This is a genomic window from Nocardia sp. NPDC050712 (genome assembly GCF_040654295.1).
Classification (GTDB): Bacteria; Actinomycetota; Actinomycetes; order Mycobacteriales; family Mycobacteriaceae; genus Nocardia.
Map to the genome: position 1 here is coordinate 155,157 of NZ_JBFAHT010000004.1, position 15,289 is coordinate 170,445.

At 69.0% G+C, this 15,289-nt stretch carries 17 protein-coding genes; 9 read left to right on the forward strand and 8 right to left on the reverse strand.

The genetic code is table 11. The features are described 5' to 3' along the window. Nucleotides 1-118 precede the first annotated feature (118 nt). A complete protein-coding gene (locus AB0H76_RS28840; protein WP_357330162.1) occupies nucleotides 119-976 on the forward strand; it encodes an SDR family NAD(P)-dependent oxidoreductase in 858 nt (285 codons plus the stop codon). A gap of 58 nt (nucleotides 977-1,034) precedes the next feature. Here AB0H76_RS28840 and AB0H76_RS28845 read toward each other — a convergent pair whose 3' ends face one another. Together AB0H76_RS28845 and AB0H76_RS28850 are read right to left on the reverse strand one after the other, a co-directional pair. Then, on the reverse strand, nucleotides 1,035-1,451 hold the full coding sequence (locus AB0H76_RS28845) for a cytochrome c oxidase subunit 4 (protein WP_357330163.1): 417 nt from the start codon (nucleotides 1,449-1,451) through the stop codon (nucleotides 1,035-1,037). A 13-nt stretch (nucleotides 1,452-1,464) separates the two neighbouring features. After that, entirely contained in the window at nucleotides 1,465-2,514 is a 1,050-nt protein-coding gene (locus AB0H76_RS28850; RefSeq protein WP_357330912.1) for a cytochrome c oxidase subunit II, read from the reverse strand. A gap of 434 nt (nucleotides 2,515-2,948) precedes the next feature. On the opposite strand from AB0H76_RS28850, the gene asnB reads away from it, so the two are divergent. Next, a complete protein-coding gene (asnB, locus tag AB0H76_RS28855; protein ID WP_357330164.1) occupies nucleotides 2,949-4,934 on the forward strand; it encodes an asparagine synthase (glutamine-hydrolyzing) in 1,986 nt (661 codons plus the stop codon). Between the two features lie 60 nt (nucleotides 4,935-4,994). Here asnB and AB0H76_RS28860 read toward each other — a convergent pair whose 3' ends face one another. Together AB0H76_RS28860 and AB0H76_RS28865 are read right to left on the reverse strand one after the other, a co-directional pair. Then, nucleotides 4,995-5,963, reverse strand: a complete 969-nt coding sequence (locus AB0H76_RS28860) for a carbohydrate kinase family protein (RefSeq protein ID WP_357330165.1) — start codon at nucleotides 5,961-5,963, stop codon at nucleotides 4,995-4,997. Nucleotides 5,964-6,045: 82 nt separating this feature from the next. After that, the gene (locus AB0H76_RS28865; protein ID WP_357330166.1) at nucleotides 6,046-6,402 is read right to left on the reverse strand and encodes an iron-sulfur cluster assembly accessory protein; all 357 of its coding nucleotides are present in this window, start codon (nucleotides 6,400-6,402) and stop codon (nucleotides 6,046-6,048) included. Nucleotides 6,403-6,587: 185 nt separating this feature from the next. On the opposite strand from AB0H76_RS28865, the gene AB0H76_RS28870 reads away from it, so the two are divergent. Further along, complete coding sequence (locus tag AB0H76_RS28870; protein WP_357330167.1) at nucleotides 6,588-7,256, forward strand: DUF3043 domain-containing protein; 669 nt, start codon at nucleotides 6,588-6,590, stop codon at nucleotides 7,254-7,256. Between the two features lie 80 nt (nucleotides 7,257-7,336). Here AB0H76_RS28870 and AB0H76_RS28875 read toward each other — a convergent pair whose 3' ends face one another. After that, nucleotides 7,337-7,498, reverse strand: coding sequence for a hypothetical protein (locus tag AB0H76_RS28875; RefSeq protein WP_357330168.1), 162 nt, complete (start codon nucleotides 7,496-7,498; stop codon nucleotides 7,337-7,339). Beyond that, a complete protein-coding gene (locus AB0H76_RS28880; protein ID WP_357330169.1) occupies nucleotides 7,495-7,656 on the reverse strand; it encodes a hypothetical protein in 162 nt (53 codons plus the stop codon). The genes AB0H76_RS28875 and AB0H76_RS28880 overlap by 4 nt, the downstream gene beginning before the upstream one ends. A gap of 86 nt (nucleotides 7,657-7,742) precedes the next feature. On the opposite strand from AB0H76_RS28880, the gene AB0H76_RS28885 reads away from it, so the two are divergent. The 6 genes from AB0H76_RS28885 to AB0H76_RS28910 all read left to right on the forward strand — a co-directional run bounded on the left by AB0H76_RS28885 (nucleotide 7,743) and on the right by AB0H76_RS28910 (nucleotide 12,796). Beyond that, entirely contained in the window at nucleotides 7,743-8,717 is a 975-nt protein-coding gene (locus tag AB0H76_RS28885) for a helix-turn-helix domain-containing protein (protein WP_357330170.1), read from the forward strand. Nucleotides 8,718-8,868: 151 nt separating this feature from the next. Beyond that, nucleotides 8,869-9,417, forward strand: a complete 549-nt coding sequence (gene cobU, locus AB0H76_RS28890) for a bifunctional adenosylcobinamide kinase/adenosylcobinamide-phosphate guanylyltransferase (protein ID WP_357330171.1) — start codon at nucleotides 8,869-8,871, stop codon at nucleotides 9,415-9,417. Nucleotides 9,418-9,485: 68 nt separating this feature from the next. Continuing rightward, the gene (gene cobT / locus AB0H76_RS28895; RefSeq protein ID WP_357330172.1) at nucleotides 9,486-10,580 is read left to right on the forward strand and encodes a nicotinate-nucleotide--dimethylbenzimidazole phosphoribosyltransferase; all 1,095 of its coding nucleotides are present in this window, start codon (nucleotides 9,486-9,488) and stop codon (nucleotides 10,578-10,580) included. Further along, nucleotides 10,577-11,179, forward strand: a complete 603-nt coding sequence (locus tag AB0H76_RS28900) for a hypothetical protein (RefSeq protein WP_357330173.1) — start codon at nucleotides 10,577-10,579, stop codon at nucleotides 11,177-11,179. The genes cobT and AB0H76_RS28900 overlap by 4 nt, the downstream gene beginning before the upstream one ends. Before the next feature lie 37 nt (nucleotides 11,180-11,216). Then, nucleotides 11,217-11,966, forward strand: a complete 750-nt coding sequence (locus tag AB0H76_RS28905; protein WP_357330174.1) for an adenosylcobinamide-GDP ribazoletransferase — start codon at nucleotides 11,217-11,219, stop codon at nucleotides 11,964-11,966. Between the two features lie 116 nt (nucleotides 11,967-12,082). After that, the gene (locus AB0H76_RS28910) at nucleotides 12,083-12,796 is read left to right on the forward strand and encodes an MBL fold metallo-hydrolase (RefSeq protein ID WP_357330175.1); all 714 of its coding nucleotides are present in this window, start codon (nucleotides 12,083-12,085) and stop codon (nucleotides 12,794-12,796) included. A 49-nt stretch (nucleotides 12,797-12,845) separates the two neighbouring features. Here the strand turns inward: AB0H76_RS28910 and AB0H76_RS28915 are convergent, their stop codons facing one another. Further along, on the reverse strand, nucleotides 12,846-13,946 hold the full coding sequence (locus AB0H76_RS28915) for a branched-chain amino acid aminotransferase (RefSeq protein WP_357330176.1): 1,101 nt from the start codon (nucleotides 13,944-13,946) through the stop codon (nucleotides 12,846-12,848). Nucleotides 13,947-14,122: 176 nt separating this feature from the next. After that, complete coding sequence (gene gcvT / locus AB0H76_RS28920) at nucleotides 14,123-15,223, reverse strand: glycine cleavage system aminomethyltransferase GcvT (RefSeq protein WP_357330177.1); 1,101 nt, start codon at nucleotides 15,221-15,223, stop codon at nucleotides 14,123-14,125. Nucleotides 15,224-15,289 lie beyond the last annotated feature (66 nt).

Sequence of the window (15,289 nt, forward strand, 5' to 3'; positions counted from 1 at the left end):
GATTAGTCGCCAAGGGGTTGCTCTTCCGCCCCTGACGGTCGCGAGCGAACTTCGGCACTGTCGGCGGGGTGTCGATGCGTTAGATCAGCGTTCCACTGAGGTGAAAGTTGCTGTTCCGATGCTCGAATTTCGCCCCGCTCCCCTGCCGTCGTTGCGCAAAAAGCTCGGCGCCGAGCTACTCCGCAGGTCCGACCGCGACCAGGAGTGTCCCGCCGATTCTCTCGGGGGCCTGCGGATCCTGGTCACCGACGCCTGCTCGGAGGTCGGCCGGGCCACCGCGGCCCGGCTCGCGGCCCGCGGCGCCCAACTCGTCCTCGTCGCGCCGCGCAGTGACCAGCTGGTCATCACGTGCGAGTCGATCGTCGCCGCCGGCGGGCTGGCCCGCTGGTACCGCTGCGACCTCTCCGCGCTCGGTGACGTCGACCAGCTGGTCCGCTGGACGCTCACCGAGTGCGGCACCGTCGACGTGCTGGTCAACAATGCCGGCCGCCCGCAGCGCCGGCCGCTCGCGCAATCCCTGGACCGCTTCCGCGACTATCAGCGCATGATGGCCGCCAACTACTTCGGCCCGCTGCGCCTGACGCTGGGCCTGCTGCCGGCGATGCTGCAATCGGGTTCCGGTCAGGTCGTCAACGTGGGTCCGTGGAACCGCGACACCGGCGCCGCACCGCACTTCGCCTCCTACGCCGCCGCCCAGGCCGCCTGGACGACCTTCGGCCGCTCCGCCGACGCCGAGTTGTCCGCGCACGGCATCCAGGTCAGCGCGGTCCAGTACCCCGCCACCGATGCGGTCGCACCCGGCACCCAGTTCGGCCACGAGTACGCCCTGGACCCCGTGGGCGCGGCCAGCGCCGTCGAGACGGTCATTCGCACCCACCCGGGCCGGATCGAGCCGCGCCTGGCCCGCACCCTGCGCAATCTCGCGGGCGTCGCCCCGCGCTCCACCAACCGTTTCCGCCAGGCCCTGGGCATCTGACCCGGAAACGGCGAAGCGCCCCACCGGAATCCGATGGGGCGCTTCGAAGCGAGTCAGCTCAGTGCTTTTCCGGGCCGAGGTAGTACTCGAAGACCAGACCACCCGCGGCGACGAGCACGGACGCCACGCCGATCGCGATCAGCCAGTACTGGAAGAACGCCAGGCCCAGCGCGGTCACCGAACCGGCGGCGGCCAGCGAGATGGGCCAGAAGCTACCGGGCGAGAAGAAGCCCAGATCGCCGGCGCCGTCCACGATCTCGGCATCCTCGTAGTCCTCGGGACGCAGGTCCAGACGACGGGCCACGAACCGGAAGTAGGTGCCGATGATCAGCGACAGGCCCGCGGTCAGCACGATCGCGGTGGTGCCCGCCCACTCGATGCCGGTCCGGGACTGCGCGGTGAAGAACCCGTAGATCACGCCGGTGATCACGAAGAACACAGTGAGCAGTTCGAAAATACGCGCTTCGATCTTCATGTCAGACCAATCCTCACTTGGCTTCGGTCGCGCTCTTGACCGTGCGGTCGGAGTTGAACGGCTGCGTCGACGTCGCAACCGGCGACTCGCCGATGGACGCGAGCGCTTCGGCGTTGGTCTTGCCCGCCTGGCGTGCCTCGATGTACTTGACGAACTTCTCCGGCGACACGGCGCGCACCTCGAAGTTCATCATCGAGTGGAAGGTGCCGCACATTTCCGCGCAGCGACCGACGAACGCGCCTTCCTTCTCGATCTTGGTGATCTGGAAGACGTTGTCCGACTGGTTTTCCTTCGGGTTCGGAATCACGTCGCGCTTGAACAGGAACTCCGGCACCCAGAAGGCGTGGATGACGTCCGCGGCGGCGAGCTGGAACTCGATGACCCGGTTGGTCGGCAGCACCAGGACCGGGATCTCCTGGGTGGAGCCGATCGTCTCGATCTTGTCGTAGTGCAGGTAGGACAGGATGTCGTTGGCCGGCTTGCCGTGGATCGGGCCCGGCTGCGGATGACCCTTGTCGTTCTTGAGCTCCTTGTAGCCCTCGAGCTGCTCCTGCGCGCGGGCCTCACGGCTGGTGTCGATGCCGTCGTACTTGAAGCCGTCCTTGAAGTCGACATCGCGGTAGCCGAACTTCCAGTTCCACTGGAAGGCGGTCACATCGACGGTGACGTCGGGATCGGCGACCTTCTCGTGCACGTAGTTCTGCACGACCACGGTGAAGTAGAACAGCACCGCGATGATGACGAACGGGATCGCCGTGTAGGTGAGCTCCAGCGGCACGTTGTAGCCGGTCTGGCGCGGGAACTCCGGGGAGTCCTTCTTCTTGCGGTGGAAGGCGACCGTCCAGAAGGTCAGACCCCACACCAGCACACCCATCGCGAGCGCGGCCAGGACCGACCAGGTCCACAGCTCCCGCATCCGGGTGGCCTGCGGCGTGACACCCGAGGGCCAGCCGAACCGCAGCCAAACATTGTCGATCGAGCAGCCCGAGACGAGCATCGCGGTGATCCCGAGGGACACCGCCAGCCCGGCCCGCCGAAGGAGCCGGCCCTGCCGACCCTTCACGGGTCGGGCCCCGATCTCTTCGCTCGCCTTGTGCGCCACGCTCACGCCTTCCTGGTCGCCACACATGTCCGACATCTGCGCCGTCGGGGTGCGATCTCCCGGCGGCACTTCCTAAGCACGTTTCAGGGCCTTCGCACGGCACGAACTTGCGCACACGCCAGCTGAGAAGGACCTGAGTACTACGCAGCGTAGACCAAACCGGCGCACAGTTTTGCGTCGGGTCGCGTTCGACACTCCGCCGATACCGAACCGCAAGTGCCCCATCGGTGCCCCCTGCGGCAAAAGCGCTGGACACAGGGTCGGTGCGACTCGTCAGCCGCAGGCGGACACAACATTTCGGTTCCCGGTACGGCATACTCGGGGACGAGATTCGTCCTGTGCGCCCCTCGCCCGAGGGCACAGCCAGCCAATGAGGAAACGAGGTCGCCGACGCCGTGTGTGGACTGCTCGGATTTCTGACATCTGATGCGGCAACCGACGATGCCGGGGGACGGCAGCCGACGGAGTCGGCGGGGTGGGCGAACACTGTGCAGCAGGTGTACGACGCCTTGCACTGTGTGCGGCACCGCGGCCCGGACGAACGTGGCACCTGGCACGACGACCACATCATCTTCGGGTTCAACCGCCTGTCGATCATCGACATCGAGCACTCGCACCAGCCGCTGCGCTGGGGTCCGCCGGAGAATCGGGAGCGCTACGCGCTCACCTTCAACGGCGAGATCTACAACTACATCGAGTTGCGCGCGGAACTGAGCAAGGCGCACGGCGCCGAGTTCCCCGACGATCAGATGTTCCTGACCGAGGGCGACAGCGAGACCATCGCGGCGGCCTTCCACTACTGGGGCCCCGACGCGGTGCGCAAGCTGCGGGGCATGTTCGCGTTCGCGATCTGGGACACCGAGACCCAGGATCTGTTCATCGCCCGCGACCCGTTCGGCATCAAGCCGCTGTTCCTGGCGACCGGCCCCGGCGGCACCGCGTTCGGCAGCGAGAAGAAGAGCCTGCTGCAACTGCTGCCCGCGCTCGGATTGAGCGATGAGCTGGATCCGCGGGCGCTCGAGCACTACACGGTGCTCCAGTACGTGCCGGAACCGGAGACCCTGCACAAGGACATCCGGCGGCTCGAGTCCGGCAGCTACGCCACCATCCGGGCGGGCCAGGCGCCGCGAATCAGCCGGTACTTCCACCCGAACTTCAAGGTGCGCCCGTTCGCGGCCGGGTCCGAGCAGGCGCGCTACCGCGAGATCGCCGAGGCGCTGGAGGATTCCGTCGCCAAGCACATGCGCGCGGATGTCACCGTCGGCTCGTTCCTGTCCGGCGGCATCGACTCCACCGCCATCGCGGCGCTGGCCATCCGGCACAACCCGAAGCTGATCACCTTCACCGCGGCGTTCGAACGCGAGGGCTACTCCGAGGCCGACGTGGCCGCCGAGAGCGCCGAGGCGATCGGCGCCCGCCACATCGTGCGCACCGTCTCGCCCGCCGAGTTCGCCGCCGCCATCCCCGAGATCGTCTGGTACCTCGACGATCCGGTGGCCGACCCGGCGCTGGTGCCGCTGTACTTCGTGGCCAAGGAGGCGCGCAAGCACGTCAAGGTGGTGCTCTCCGGTGAGGGCGCGGACGAGCTGTTCGGCGGCTACACCATCTACCGGGAGCCGCTGTCGCTCAAGCCGTTCGAATATCTGCCCCGGGGTGTGCGCAAGCTCGCCGGGCGGCTCTCGGACCGCATCCCCGACGGCACCCGCGGCAAGAGCCTGCTGCACCGCGGCTCGCTCACCCTGGAGGAGCGCTACTACGGCAACGCCCGCAGCTTCAGCGACGCCCAGCTGCGTTCGGTGCTGCGCGAATTCCGCCCGGAATGGACCCATCAGGACGTCACCGCCCCGATCTACGCGCAGTCGCGCGGCTGGGACCCGGTGGCGCGCATGCAGCACCTGGACCTGTTCACCTGGCTGCGCGGCGACATCCTGGTCAAGGCCGACAAGATGACCATGGCCAACTCGCTGGAACTGCGGGTGCCGTTCCTGGACTCCGCGGTCCGCGAGGTCGCCGAGCAGGTGCCCTTCGAGCAGAAGATCACCAAGGACACCACCAAATACGCACTGCGCCAGGCGCTCGAGGGCATCGTCCCCGGCCATGTCCTGCACCGCGCCAAGCTCGGCTTCCCGGTCCCGATGCGGCACTGGCTGCGCGGCACCGAGCTCTACGACTGGGCCCAGCAGACCATCGCCGACTCCCAGACCGATCACCTGCTGGACAAGGCCGCCATCAAGGGCATGCTCGACGACCACCGCGCCGGCCGCTCGGATCATAGCCGCCGGCTGTGGACCCTGCTGGTGTTCATGGTGTGGCACGGCATCTTCGTCGAGGATCGCATCAAGCCCGACATCCAGGAGCCGGTGTACCCGGTCTCGCTGTAGTCCCCGAACAGCGAAGTGCCCCCCGGCTTTCGAGCCGGGGGGCACTTTTCGCTCAGTTCGTCAGAGCAGCGGCTTGATCTCGTCCGCCGCCTCCGCGCCGTAGGCGCCGGTGAGGCGCTCCAGGGCGTCGTCCTTGTTCAGGGTCCACTCCTGGGTACCCATGGTCTCGAGGACCAGCACGGCGATCAGGGAGCCCAGCTGGGCGGAACGCTCCAGGCTCAGACCGGCGGTGTGGCCGGTCAGGAACCCGGCGCGGAACGCGTCGCCGACACCGGTCGGCTCCACCCGGCCGCGATCCGGGACCACGCCCACGTGCACCTCGGTGCCGTCGTGGTCCACGATCTTGACGCCCTGCGCGCCCAGGGTGGTCACCCGGATGCCGACCTTGGCCGCGACCTCTTCCTCGCTCAGCCCGGTCTTCTGCAGCAGCAGCGCCCACTCGTACTTGTTGGTGAAAAGGTAGGCGGCGCCCTCGATCAGGCGCACCGCCTGATCACCGTCGAGGCGGGCCAGCTGCTGCGACGGGTCGGCCGCGAACGGGATGCCCGCCTCGCGGCTCTCCTCGGTGTGTTTGAGCATGGCCTCGGGGTCGTTGGCGCCGACCAGCACCAGATCCAGCGCGTTGTTCTCGGCCAGATCGGTGATGGAGATGTCGCGGGCCTCGCTCATCGCACCCGGGTAGAACGAGGCGATCTGCGCCATGTCCTCGTCGGTAGTGCAGACGAAGCGCGCGGTGTGCGCCTTCTCCGAGACGAGCACGGTCGAGCAGTCGACGCCGTTGCCCTCGAGCCAGGCACGGTATTCGGCGAAATCCGCGCCGACCGCGCCCACGAGCAGCGGGCGCTGGTTCAGCAGGCCCATCGCGTAGGCGATGTTGCCGGCCACGCCACCGCGGCGCAGCTGCAAATCATCGACGAGGAAGCTCAGCGAGACGTGGTCGAGCTGATCGGCCAGCAGCGCATCGGCGAATCGCCCGGGAAAACGCATGAGATGGTCGGTCGCGATGGACGCGGACACGGCGATAGACACGAGCTAAAGGCCCTTCGAACGGTGGGTGGACGGCACAAGGTGAGGACGGGAAATTTCCCGTCCTCACCGTATCAATCTCAGCTCAGTTGAAGGAGTCGCCGCAGGCGCAAGAACCCGTGGCGTTCGGGTTGTCGATGGTGAAGCCCTGCTTCTCGATGGTGTCGACGAAGTCGATCGAGGCACCCTGCACGTACGGGGCGCTCATCCGGTCGATGGCCAGCTTGACGCCGTTGAAGTCGGCGACGAGATCGCCGTCGAGCGAGCGATCGTCGAAGAAGAGCTGGTAGCGCAGGCCGGCACAGCCGCCCGGCTGCACGGCGATGCGCAGCGCCAGATCGTCGCGGCCTTCCTGCTCCAGCAGCGCCTTCGCCTTGATCGCGGCGGCCTCGGTCAGGATCGCGCCGTGAGTTTCGGTTTCGGTCTCGTTCTGCACAGTCATGAACTCTCCTAAAGGGACAGCTGTGGTCAACCCGTGAACAGCGCACGGCTCGTGGTCCTCAACACCACTCAGCGGGCTGCTATTCCCTATCTTGCCACCACGGTACTCGGACAGAACATCCGCTCCGGGAGTTTCCGGGACCCGCGCGTTTCCGACTGCGTCCCGCATCGAATAGCCTGGTCGGTGTGAAATTGTTCCGTCGCGGCGAGTCCAGCAGCACCGACGCGACCGCCGACACACCGGCGGACGCGAACGGCAGCGTGGCCGCTGATACCCGCAACTCGTCCACCGTCACCCTGGGTAAAGGGCGTCCGACACCGAAACGTCGTGACGCACAAGGGAAACGGCGCGGCCCGGTCGCGCCCGCCCCGCTGACCTCCAAGGAGGCCCGGGCCCGCCGCAAGGCCACCCGCGGCACCAAGACGGACCGCAAGGCGGCCTCCGCCGAGCGCCGGCTGGCCGCGCAGGACCGCCGCGCGCGCATGCTCGCCGGTGAGGACAAGTACCTGCTGCCCCGCGATCAGGGCCCGGTCCGCGCCTACGTGCGTGACCTGGTCGACGCCCGGCGCAACCTGGTCGGACTGTTCATGCCGATGGCGCTGGTGCTGATCCTGTCCACCTTCGTGCTGCCCGCGTACCAGACAATTGTGACCTTGGTCATGCTGGTGATGATGCTCTTCATGATCATCGAGGGCGTCATCCTCGGACGCCTGATCAACAACCGGGTGCGCGAGCGATTCCCCGAGACCATCGACGGCGGCGCCAAGCTCGGCTGGTACGCCTTCGTGCGGGCCTCGCAGATCCGCAAGATGCGTGCCCCGAAGCCGCGCGTCAGCCCCGGCGACGCGATCTGAGCCTCGAACAGCGACAGGCCCTTCCGAACTTCGGAAGGGCCTGTTTTCGTTTATGGGGCTTGGCGGAGCCGCGCGGCGGCTCAGTGGTGATCCGCCGCACGACCGTTGAGCGCGATCAGGTCACACCGCAGGCGCTGCACATCGCGGTCCACGACATTCGACGAGCCGGCCAGCTCGCGGCCGCGGATCGCGAGGAAGCCGAACACCGCGAGCACGGCCAGGGTGAGGAGCACGGCGATCATGACAGCACCGCCCCACCGGAATAGGCGCGGATCGCGTTGAGTTCGTTCTGGACACGCTGTGCGTCGCGGTCCAGCTGCTCGGCTCCGGCCCGGTTGCGGCCGGAGGCGACGACCCCGAGGGCCAGGATGGCAATGGCGAGAATCAGAAAAGTAAGCATGGCAGTAATTTTGCGCTCGATGAATTCCCGCCGAAAGTGGCTGGACTGTCATTGTGCGCAAAGATTCAGCCAGGTACGCTGAGACCATGTTGTCGAAGGTCGCCGTGGTGCTCGCCACGCGGGTCGCCATGTTCGAATTCGGTGTCATCTGCGAGGTTTTCGGCCTGGACCGGACCGCCGATGGCATCCCGCCCTTCGACTTCAAGGTCTGCGGCGTCGAACCCGGCGTCGGCCTGCCCTCCTCCACCCCGGGCGTCACCATCACCCCCGCCTACGGTCTCGAGGAAGTAGCGAAGGCCGATCTCGTCGCCCTGCCGGCCTTCCCCGCCGCCGCCATGGACAATATCGATCCCGCCGTCATCGAGGCCGTGCGCAGCGCCCACGACGCGGGCGCGATCATCCTCACCGTCTGCTCCGGCGCCTTCCTCGCGGGCGCGGCCGGCCTGCTCGACGGCCGCAAATGCACCACGCACTGGCGCTACGTCGACGAACTCGCCCGGCGCTTCCCCGAGGCCACCGTCGACCCGGACGTCCTGTTCGTCGACGCGGGCAACCTGATCACCAGCGCCGGCACCGCCGCCGGCATCGACGCCTGCCTGCACCTGGTCCGGCGCGAGATCGGCAGCGCCGCCGCCAATTCCATCGCCCGCCGCATGGTCGTGCCGCCGCAGCGCGACGGCGGCCAGCGCCAGTTCATCGAACGCCCGGTCCCCGCCTGCACCACCGACAGCATGCGCAGCACCCTGCAGTGGCTCAACGAGAACCTCGACCACCCGCACACCATCGAGGACCTCGCCGCCCGCTCGATGATGTCCACCCGCACCTTCGCCCGCCGCTTCGCCGCCGAAACCGGCACCACCCCGGTCAAATGGCTGACCAACCAGCGCGTGCTCTACGCCAAGCATCTGCTCGAGGAAACCGACCACAGCCTCGAATACATCGCCACCCGCGCCGGTTTCGGCTCCGGAGCCCTCTTGCGTCACCACTTCCAGCGCCTCGTCGGCATCGCGCCCACCGAGTACCGCCGCCGCTTCGGCCCGGTCAGCACGGTCCCGGAGTAAATCGCCTGATACGGGACGTCACCGAGGACACTCCTCGGCGGTGTCCCGCTTCCCGTGGGTCGACACCCACGAAACGTTGTCCGACCGGGGTGCTGATCCGCGGCGCTCGCGGGCGGATCGGTGCAGGTGCGGTGGTTGGTAGCGTGCAGACGTGGACAAGGGTGACGGGAGTGCGCAGGGGCGGACATTGGTGCTCGGTGGGGCCCGGTCGGGGAAATCGGCTTTCGCGGAGACGCTGGCGGGAGCCGCGGGGGCGGTGCGGTATGTGGCGACGTCGGTGCCGGATCCGGCGGATCGGGATTTCGCCGAGCGGATCGCGGGCCATCGGGAGCGACGGCCGGCGGCGTGGCGGGTGGTCGAGAGTGTGGATCCGGCAGGGGTGCTGCGAGCGGATCCCGTTGCGGGGGCGACGTTGATCGATGACATCGGCACCTGGCTGACCGCTCGGATCGATGCGCGACAGGCGTGGGAGTCGCCGCGCGGCACGATCACGCCGGAGTGCGACGAGTTGGTCGCGGCGGTGGCGGACTACGCGCGTCGGCTGGTGATCGTGAGTCCGGAGGTCGGGATGGGCGTCATCCCCGCGACCCGGTCGGGGCGGCTGTTCCGCGACGAGATCGGCACGCTGAATCAGCGGCTCGCCGCGGTGTGTGACGAGGCGTTCCTCATCGTCGCGGGCCTCCCCCTGCGGCTCAAATAGCCAGCAGGCAAGATTGGGCGGCGAAGTCAGTGCGGCGATGGCCGCGCCCCGACCCGAGAGGCTCGACAGTGACACACGGATTCGGACCGGTTGCGCCCCCGGACGCGGAGATTCGAGCCGCGGCCGCACAGCGGCAGACGCAGCTGACGAAGCCCGGCGGGGCGCTCGGCCGGCTCGAAGAGCTGGGCAACTGGGTCGCGGCCTGCCAGGGTGTGTGCCCACCGAAGCAGTTCGAGCGCGCGCGGGTCGTGGTGTTCGCCGGGGATCACGGGGTGGCGCGGCACGGGGTCTCGGCCTACCCGAGTGAGGTGACCGCGCAGATGGTCGCCAACTTCCTCGGCGGCGGCGCGGCGGTGAACGCGCTCGCGGCGGTCGCCGGGGCGACGGTGCGGGTCGCCGACATCTCCGTCGACGCCGACACCGACCCGGCCGTCGGCAAGCACAAGGTGCGCCGCTCCAGCGGCTCCATCGACCGCGAGGACGCCCTCACCGCCGAGGAAGTCGAGGCCGCGCTCGCCGCCGGCAAGGCGATCGCCGACGAGGAAATCGACGCGGGCGCTGATCTTCTCATCGCCGGCGACATGGGCATCGGCAACACCACCCCCGCCACCGTGCTCATCGCCACCCTCACCGACAAGGAACCGGTCGCCGCCGTCGGCCGCGGCACCGGCGTCGACGACGAGGGCTGGGCCCGCAAGGTCGCCGCCATCCGCGACGGCATGCGCCGCGCCCGCCCGGTCGCCAAGGACCCGGTCGACCTGCTCCGCGTCGCCGCGGGCGCCGACTTCGCCGCCCTCACCGGCTTCCTCGCCCAGGCCGCCACCCGCCGCACCCCGGTCATCCTCGACGGCGTCGTGGTCACCGCCGCCGCCCTGGTCGCCGAGGACCTCGCCGCCGGCGCCGCCGCCTGGTGGCTGGCCGGCCACCGCTCCACCGAACCCGCCCATATCCTGGCACTGAATCACCTGCGCCTCGAACCGCTCATCGACCTGAACATGCGCCTCGGCGAAGGTTCCGGCGCTCTCACCGCCCTCCCCCTGCTCCGCGCCGCGGTCGCCGCCCTGGCCGAGATGTCGACCTTCGCGGAGGCGGGCGTCAGCACCGCCGATCCCGAAGCCGACGTCAGCACGCCCGAAGCGCCCCTCGACCTGAACAAGTCATGAACCTGCTGCACCGACTGCCCGAGATCGCAGTCCTCAGAGACCGCTGCCGCGCGGTGGCCGCCCTCGACGCGGTCCTCGCCCCCGACTGGGCGGACCGCTGCTTCTCCTTCGATTCCGCCTGGGACGACGGGCAGGAACTGGCCTCGATTCGCGACGGCTCCGGCAACGACTGGTTCATCGTCTTCACCGAAGCCGGTTGCTACGGCCGTGGTTTCGACCACGAGGCCCCGGCCACCGCGCACTTGTTCGACGCCGTGCCCGCGGCCTTCCGCCCCTTCGTCGACGAACCGGCCTTCGCCGACTTCGACGGTTCGCCACGGGCCACCGTGTGTTTCTGGCGCGAGCCGGGCGATGACGCCTGGGGCATCTCGGGCACGGACAGCGGCGCGGACGAACTGCTCGAGGTGCTGGTCGACGGCACTCCCGAGGCGTACCGGCGCTGGGCGGCCGACTATTACGAAGCCGAACTCGATCCCACCGCCGTGCGGCACGTCTTCGAACTGCGCCCACTGACCGCTGTCGTGCTGTCCGGCCTGAACCCGGACCCCGACCTGAACGCCCTGGGCCCGGACCTGGTCGGAATCGGTTATCCCCGTTGAGCATTCGCGCGGATATCGGGTCGGTCCGGGGCATACCGTGACCGGGATCCGGCTGGCGTTCTCCTGGTTGACCGTCCTGCCCGTGTGGGGCCCGGACGACGTCGACCGGCGGATGGCGGGACGCGCCATCGCGCTTGCGCCGCTGGTCGGAGCCGCGCTCGGCCTCGGCGCGGCCGGGCTGCTGTGGCTGCTGACGACCGCCGGGGCGAGTGCCCTGCTGAGCGGTTTCCTGGTCGTGGCGGCACTGGCGCTGATCACCCGGGGCATGCACCTGGACGGCCTGGCCGACACCTTCGACGGGCTCGGCAGCTACGGCCCGCCGGAGCGCGCCCGCCAGATCATGAAGAGCGGGGGCGCGGGCCCGTTCGGCGTGGCCGCGATCCTGTTCTCGGTGGGTGTGCAGGCGGTTTCGTTCGCGGCGCTGGCCGAGGCGCACCGCTGGTTCGCGGTCGGCCTCGCGGTGACGGTGGGCCGGGTCGTGGTGGTGCCGGCGTGCCGGCGGGGCCTGGCGGCGGCGCCGGACACCGGATTCGGCGCGCTGGTGGCCGCGACTCAGCGTATGTGGATCGGCGCGGGCTGGACGGCGCTCGCGGTGTTGCTGGCGCTGTTCGCGGTGCCGGGACGGCCGTGGCTGGGACCACTGGTGGTGCTGTGCGCGGCCGGTCTGTCGGCACTGCTGGTGCGGCACGCCGCGCGCCGATTCGGGGGCCTGTCGGGCGATGTGCTCGGTGCTGCGCTGGAGGTGTCGGTCGCCTGCGCCGCGGCCGGATTCTCGCTGCACGCATAGGGTTCGACCCTCGGCCATTGTGCTGCTGGCCACATATCCGGCCGCCACCATGTGTTTGCCCGTGATTTTCCGCCGCTGCCCTGCTGACCGTCTGGGTCGGGACTTAAGGTGTCAGCATGTCTTCCGAGCGCCTCTATTTCCGACAGCTGCTGTCCGGGCGGGATTACGCCGTGGGTGATCCGATCGCGACGCAGATGCGCAATTTCGCGTACCTGATCGGCGACCGGGAGACCGGCGACTGCGTGGTGGTCGATCCCGCCTACGCCGCCGCCGATCTCGCCGATATCGCCGAGGGTGACGGGCTGCGGCTCACCGGCGTGCTCGCGACGCATCACCATCCCGATCACGTCGGCGGCTCGATGATGGGCTTCACGCTGCGCGGGGTGCGCGAGCTGCTCGAAAAGACCAGCGTGCCAGTCCATGTCAACAACCAGGAGCTGTCCTGGGTGGCCAACGTCACCGGGATCGCGCCGAGCGAACTGACCGGCCACGAGCACGGCGACAAGATCACCGTCGGCGCCTTCGACATCGAGTTACTCCACACCCCGGGGCACACGCCGGGCAGCCAGTGCTTCCTGTTCGACGGCCGGCTCATCGCCGGCGACACGCTTTTCGTGGACGGCTGCGGCCGCACCGATTTCCCCGGCGGCGATTCCGACGAGATGTTCCGCAGCCTGCGCTACCTGGCCGGCCTGAAGAGCGATCCGGTGGTCTACCCCGGCCACTGGTATTCGCAGGAACCCAGCGCGGCGCTGTCCCACATCAAGGACAACAACTACGTCATGCGCCCGCAGACGCTGGATCAGTGGCAGATGCTGATGCCGGGCTGAAACACGAACGGGCCAGGCGCGAAAGCGCCTGGCCCGTCCGGGAGAAAGCTCAAGCCATCGGGTTCATCCACCCGTGGATATCGGCGAAGGTACCGCGCTGGATACCGGTCAGCGTGTCACGCAGCGCCATGGTGACCTCACCGGGCTGCCCGCCGCCGATGGTGAATTCACCCTCCGCGGAGTGCACCGACCCGACCGGCGTGATGACGGCGGCGGTGCCGCAGCCGAACGCCTCGGTGATCTCGCCGGATTCGGCGCCCTTGCGCCATTCCTCGACCGAGACCAGGCGCTCTTCGACCTTGAACCCGGAGTCGGCGGCCAGCGTCAGCAGCGAATCGCGGGTGATGCCGGGCAGCAGCGAGCCGGACAGCGACGGCGTCACCAGCCGCGCCTCCGAACCGGACCCGTAGACGAAGAACAGGTTGTTGGTGCCCATCTCCTCGACGTAGCGGCGCTCGACGGCGTCGAGCCAGACCACCTGGTCGCAGCCGTGCTCGGAGGCCTGCGCCTGGGCCAGCAGCGAGGCCGCGTAGTTGCCCGCGACCTTCGCCTCGCCGGTGCCGCCCGGAGCCGCGCGCACGTATTCGTTGGACAGCCACACCTTGACCGGCTTGACCCCGCCCTTGAAGTACGCGCCCGCCGGCGAGGCCAGCAGCAGGTACTTGTAGGCGTCGGCCGGCTTCACGCCGACACCGACCTCGGTCGCCAGCAGGAACGGGCGCAGGTACAGCGAATCCTCGCCGCCGGCGGCGGGCACCCAGCGCTCGTCGACCTCGAGTAGCTGGCGCACCGATTCGATGAACAGCTCCTCCGGCAGTTCGGCCATCGCCATGCGACGGGCCGAGCGCTGGAAACGGGCGGCGTTGGCGTCGATGCGGAAGCAGGAGACGCTGCCGTCGGCCTGCCGGTAGGCCTTCAGGCCCTCGAAGATGGCCTGACCGTAGTGGAACACCATGGTCGCCGGGTCCATCGTCAGCGGACCGTAGGGCTCGACGCGGGCGTCGCCCCACTGCCCGTCGGCGTAATCGATCGACACCATGTGGTCGGAGAAATACCGGCCGAACCCGGGAGCCGCCAGAATTTCCTGTACCCGCTGCGCCGGAACGGGCGCAGGATTAGGGATACGGGTGAACTGTGCGGCAACGGTCATGACGCAGATCCTAACTCTGTCCGATTTTCCCGGCACGTCCTGCTGGGCGCGCCGTACGAGCCGAGGTTCGCCTACTCGGTGTAGGTCCCGCAACCCGCCGCCGCGCACCTGGCATCCCGGGCAGCAACACCCGGCTCCGGCCCGGTCTTGCTGAGCAGATAGCCATGCTCGGCGGGTTACGCGGTGCGCGCCTCGACGAACGGCGGCTTGACGACCTCGCAGCGCAACCGGCGGCCGCGCACGTCGACCTCGACCTCGTCGCCGGGGGTCAGCCCGGCGTCGGTGTCGAGCAGGGCGAGCGCGATTCCGATCTTGAGCGACGGGGAGAACGTGCCCGAGGTGGTCTCGCCGACGGGCGCGCCGTCGCGCAGCACGGTCTGGCCTTGCCGCAGCACGCCGCGGTCCAGCGCCTTGAGCCCCATCAGCAGCCGGCGCGGCCCGTCGGCCTTCTCCTCGGCCAGCGCCTCCTTGCCCCAGAACTCCGGCTTCTTCCAGCCGACGGCCCAGCCCGCGCGGGCCTGCACCGGCGAGATCTCCAGGGACAGTTCGTGTCCGTGCAGCGGGTAACCCATCTCGGTGCGCAGCGTGTCGCGCGCGCCGAGACCGGCGGGCTGACCACCGGCGGCACGCACCTGCTCGGTCAGCGCGCGGAACAGCGCGGCGGCGTCGTCCCAGCGCGGCAGCAGTTCGTAGCCGTGCTCGCCGGTGTAGCCGGTGCGGCACACCCGAACGGGACGACCGCCCCACTCCGCGTCGGCGTAGGCCATGTACTCGAGTTCGGTGGGCAGGCCGAGCGCGGTCAGCACCTCGGCGGATTTCGGCCCCTGCACCGCGAATACCGCGTACTCGCGGTGCTCGTCGGTCACGGTGATGCCCGCCGGCGCCAGCTTCTGCAATTCGGCGACCACGGTCGCGGTGTTCGCGGCGTTCGGCACCAGGAAGATCTCGTCGTCACCGACGTAGTAGGCGATCAGATCGTCGATGACACCGCCGTCCGGCGTGCAGCACAGCGTGTACTGCGCCTTGCCCGGCCGGATCCGGCCCAGGTCGTTGGTCAGCGCCGAGTTCACGAAATCTCGCGCGCCCGCACCGCGCACCGTGGCCTTGCCCAGATGGCTGACATCGAACAGGCCGACGGTGCCGCGCACCGCCTGATGCTCGGCGACCGTTCCCGCGTAGGACACCGGCATCTCCCAGCCACCGAAGGGCGCGAAAGTCGCTCCGAGCTCGACGTGGACGGCGTGGATGGGGCCCTGCAGCAGGTTCGTATCGGTCACCTGGCGAGCTTAACCGGGCACCGCGGGCCGCGGCTGCGCACTGCCGGATCACCCTGCGCCGTCGGC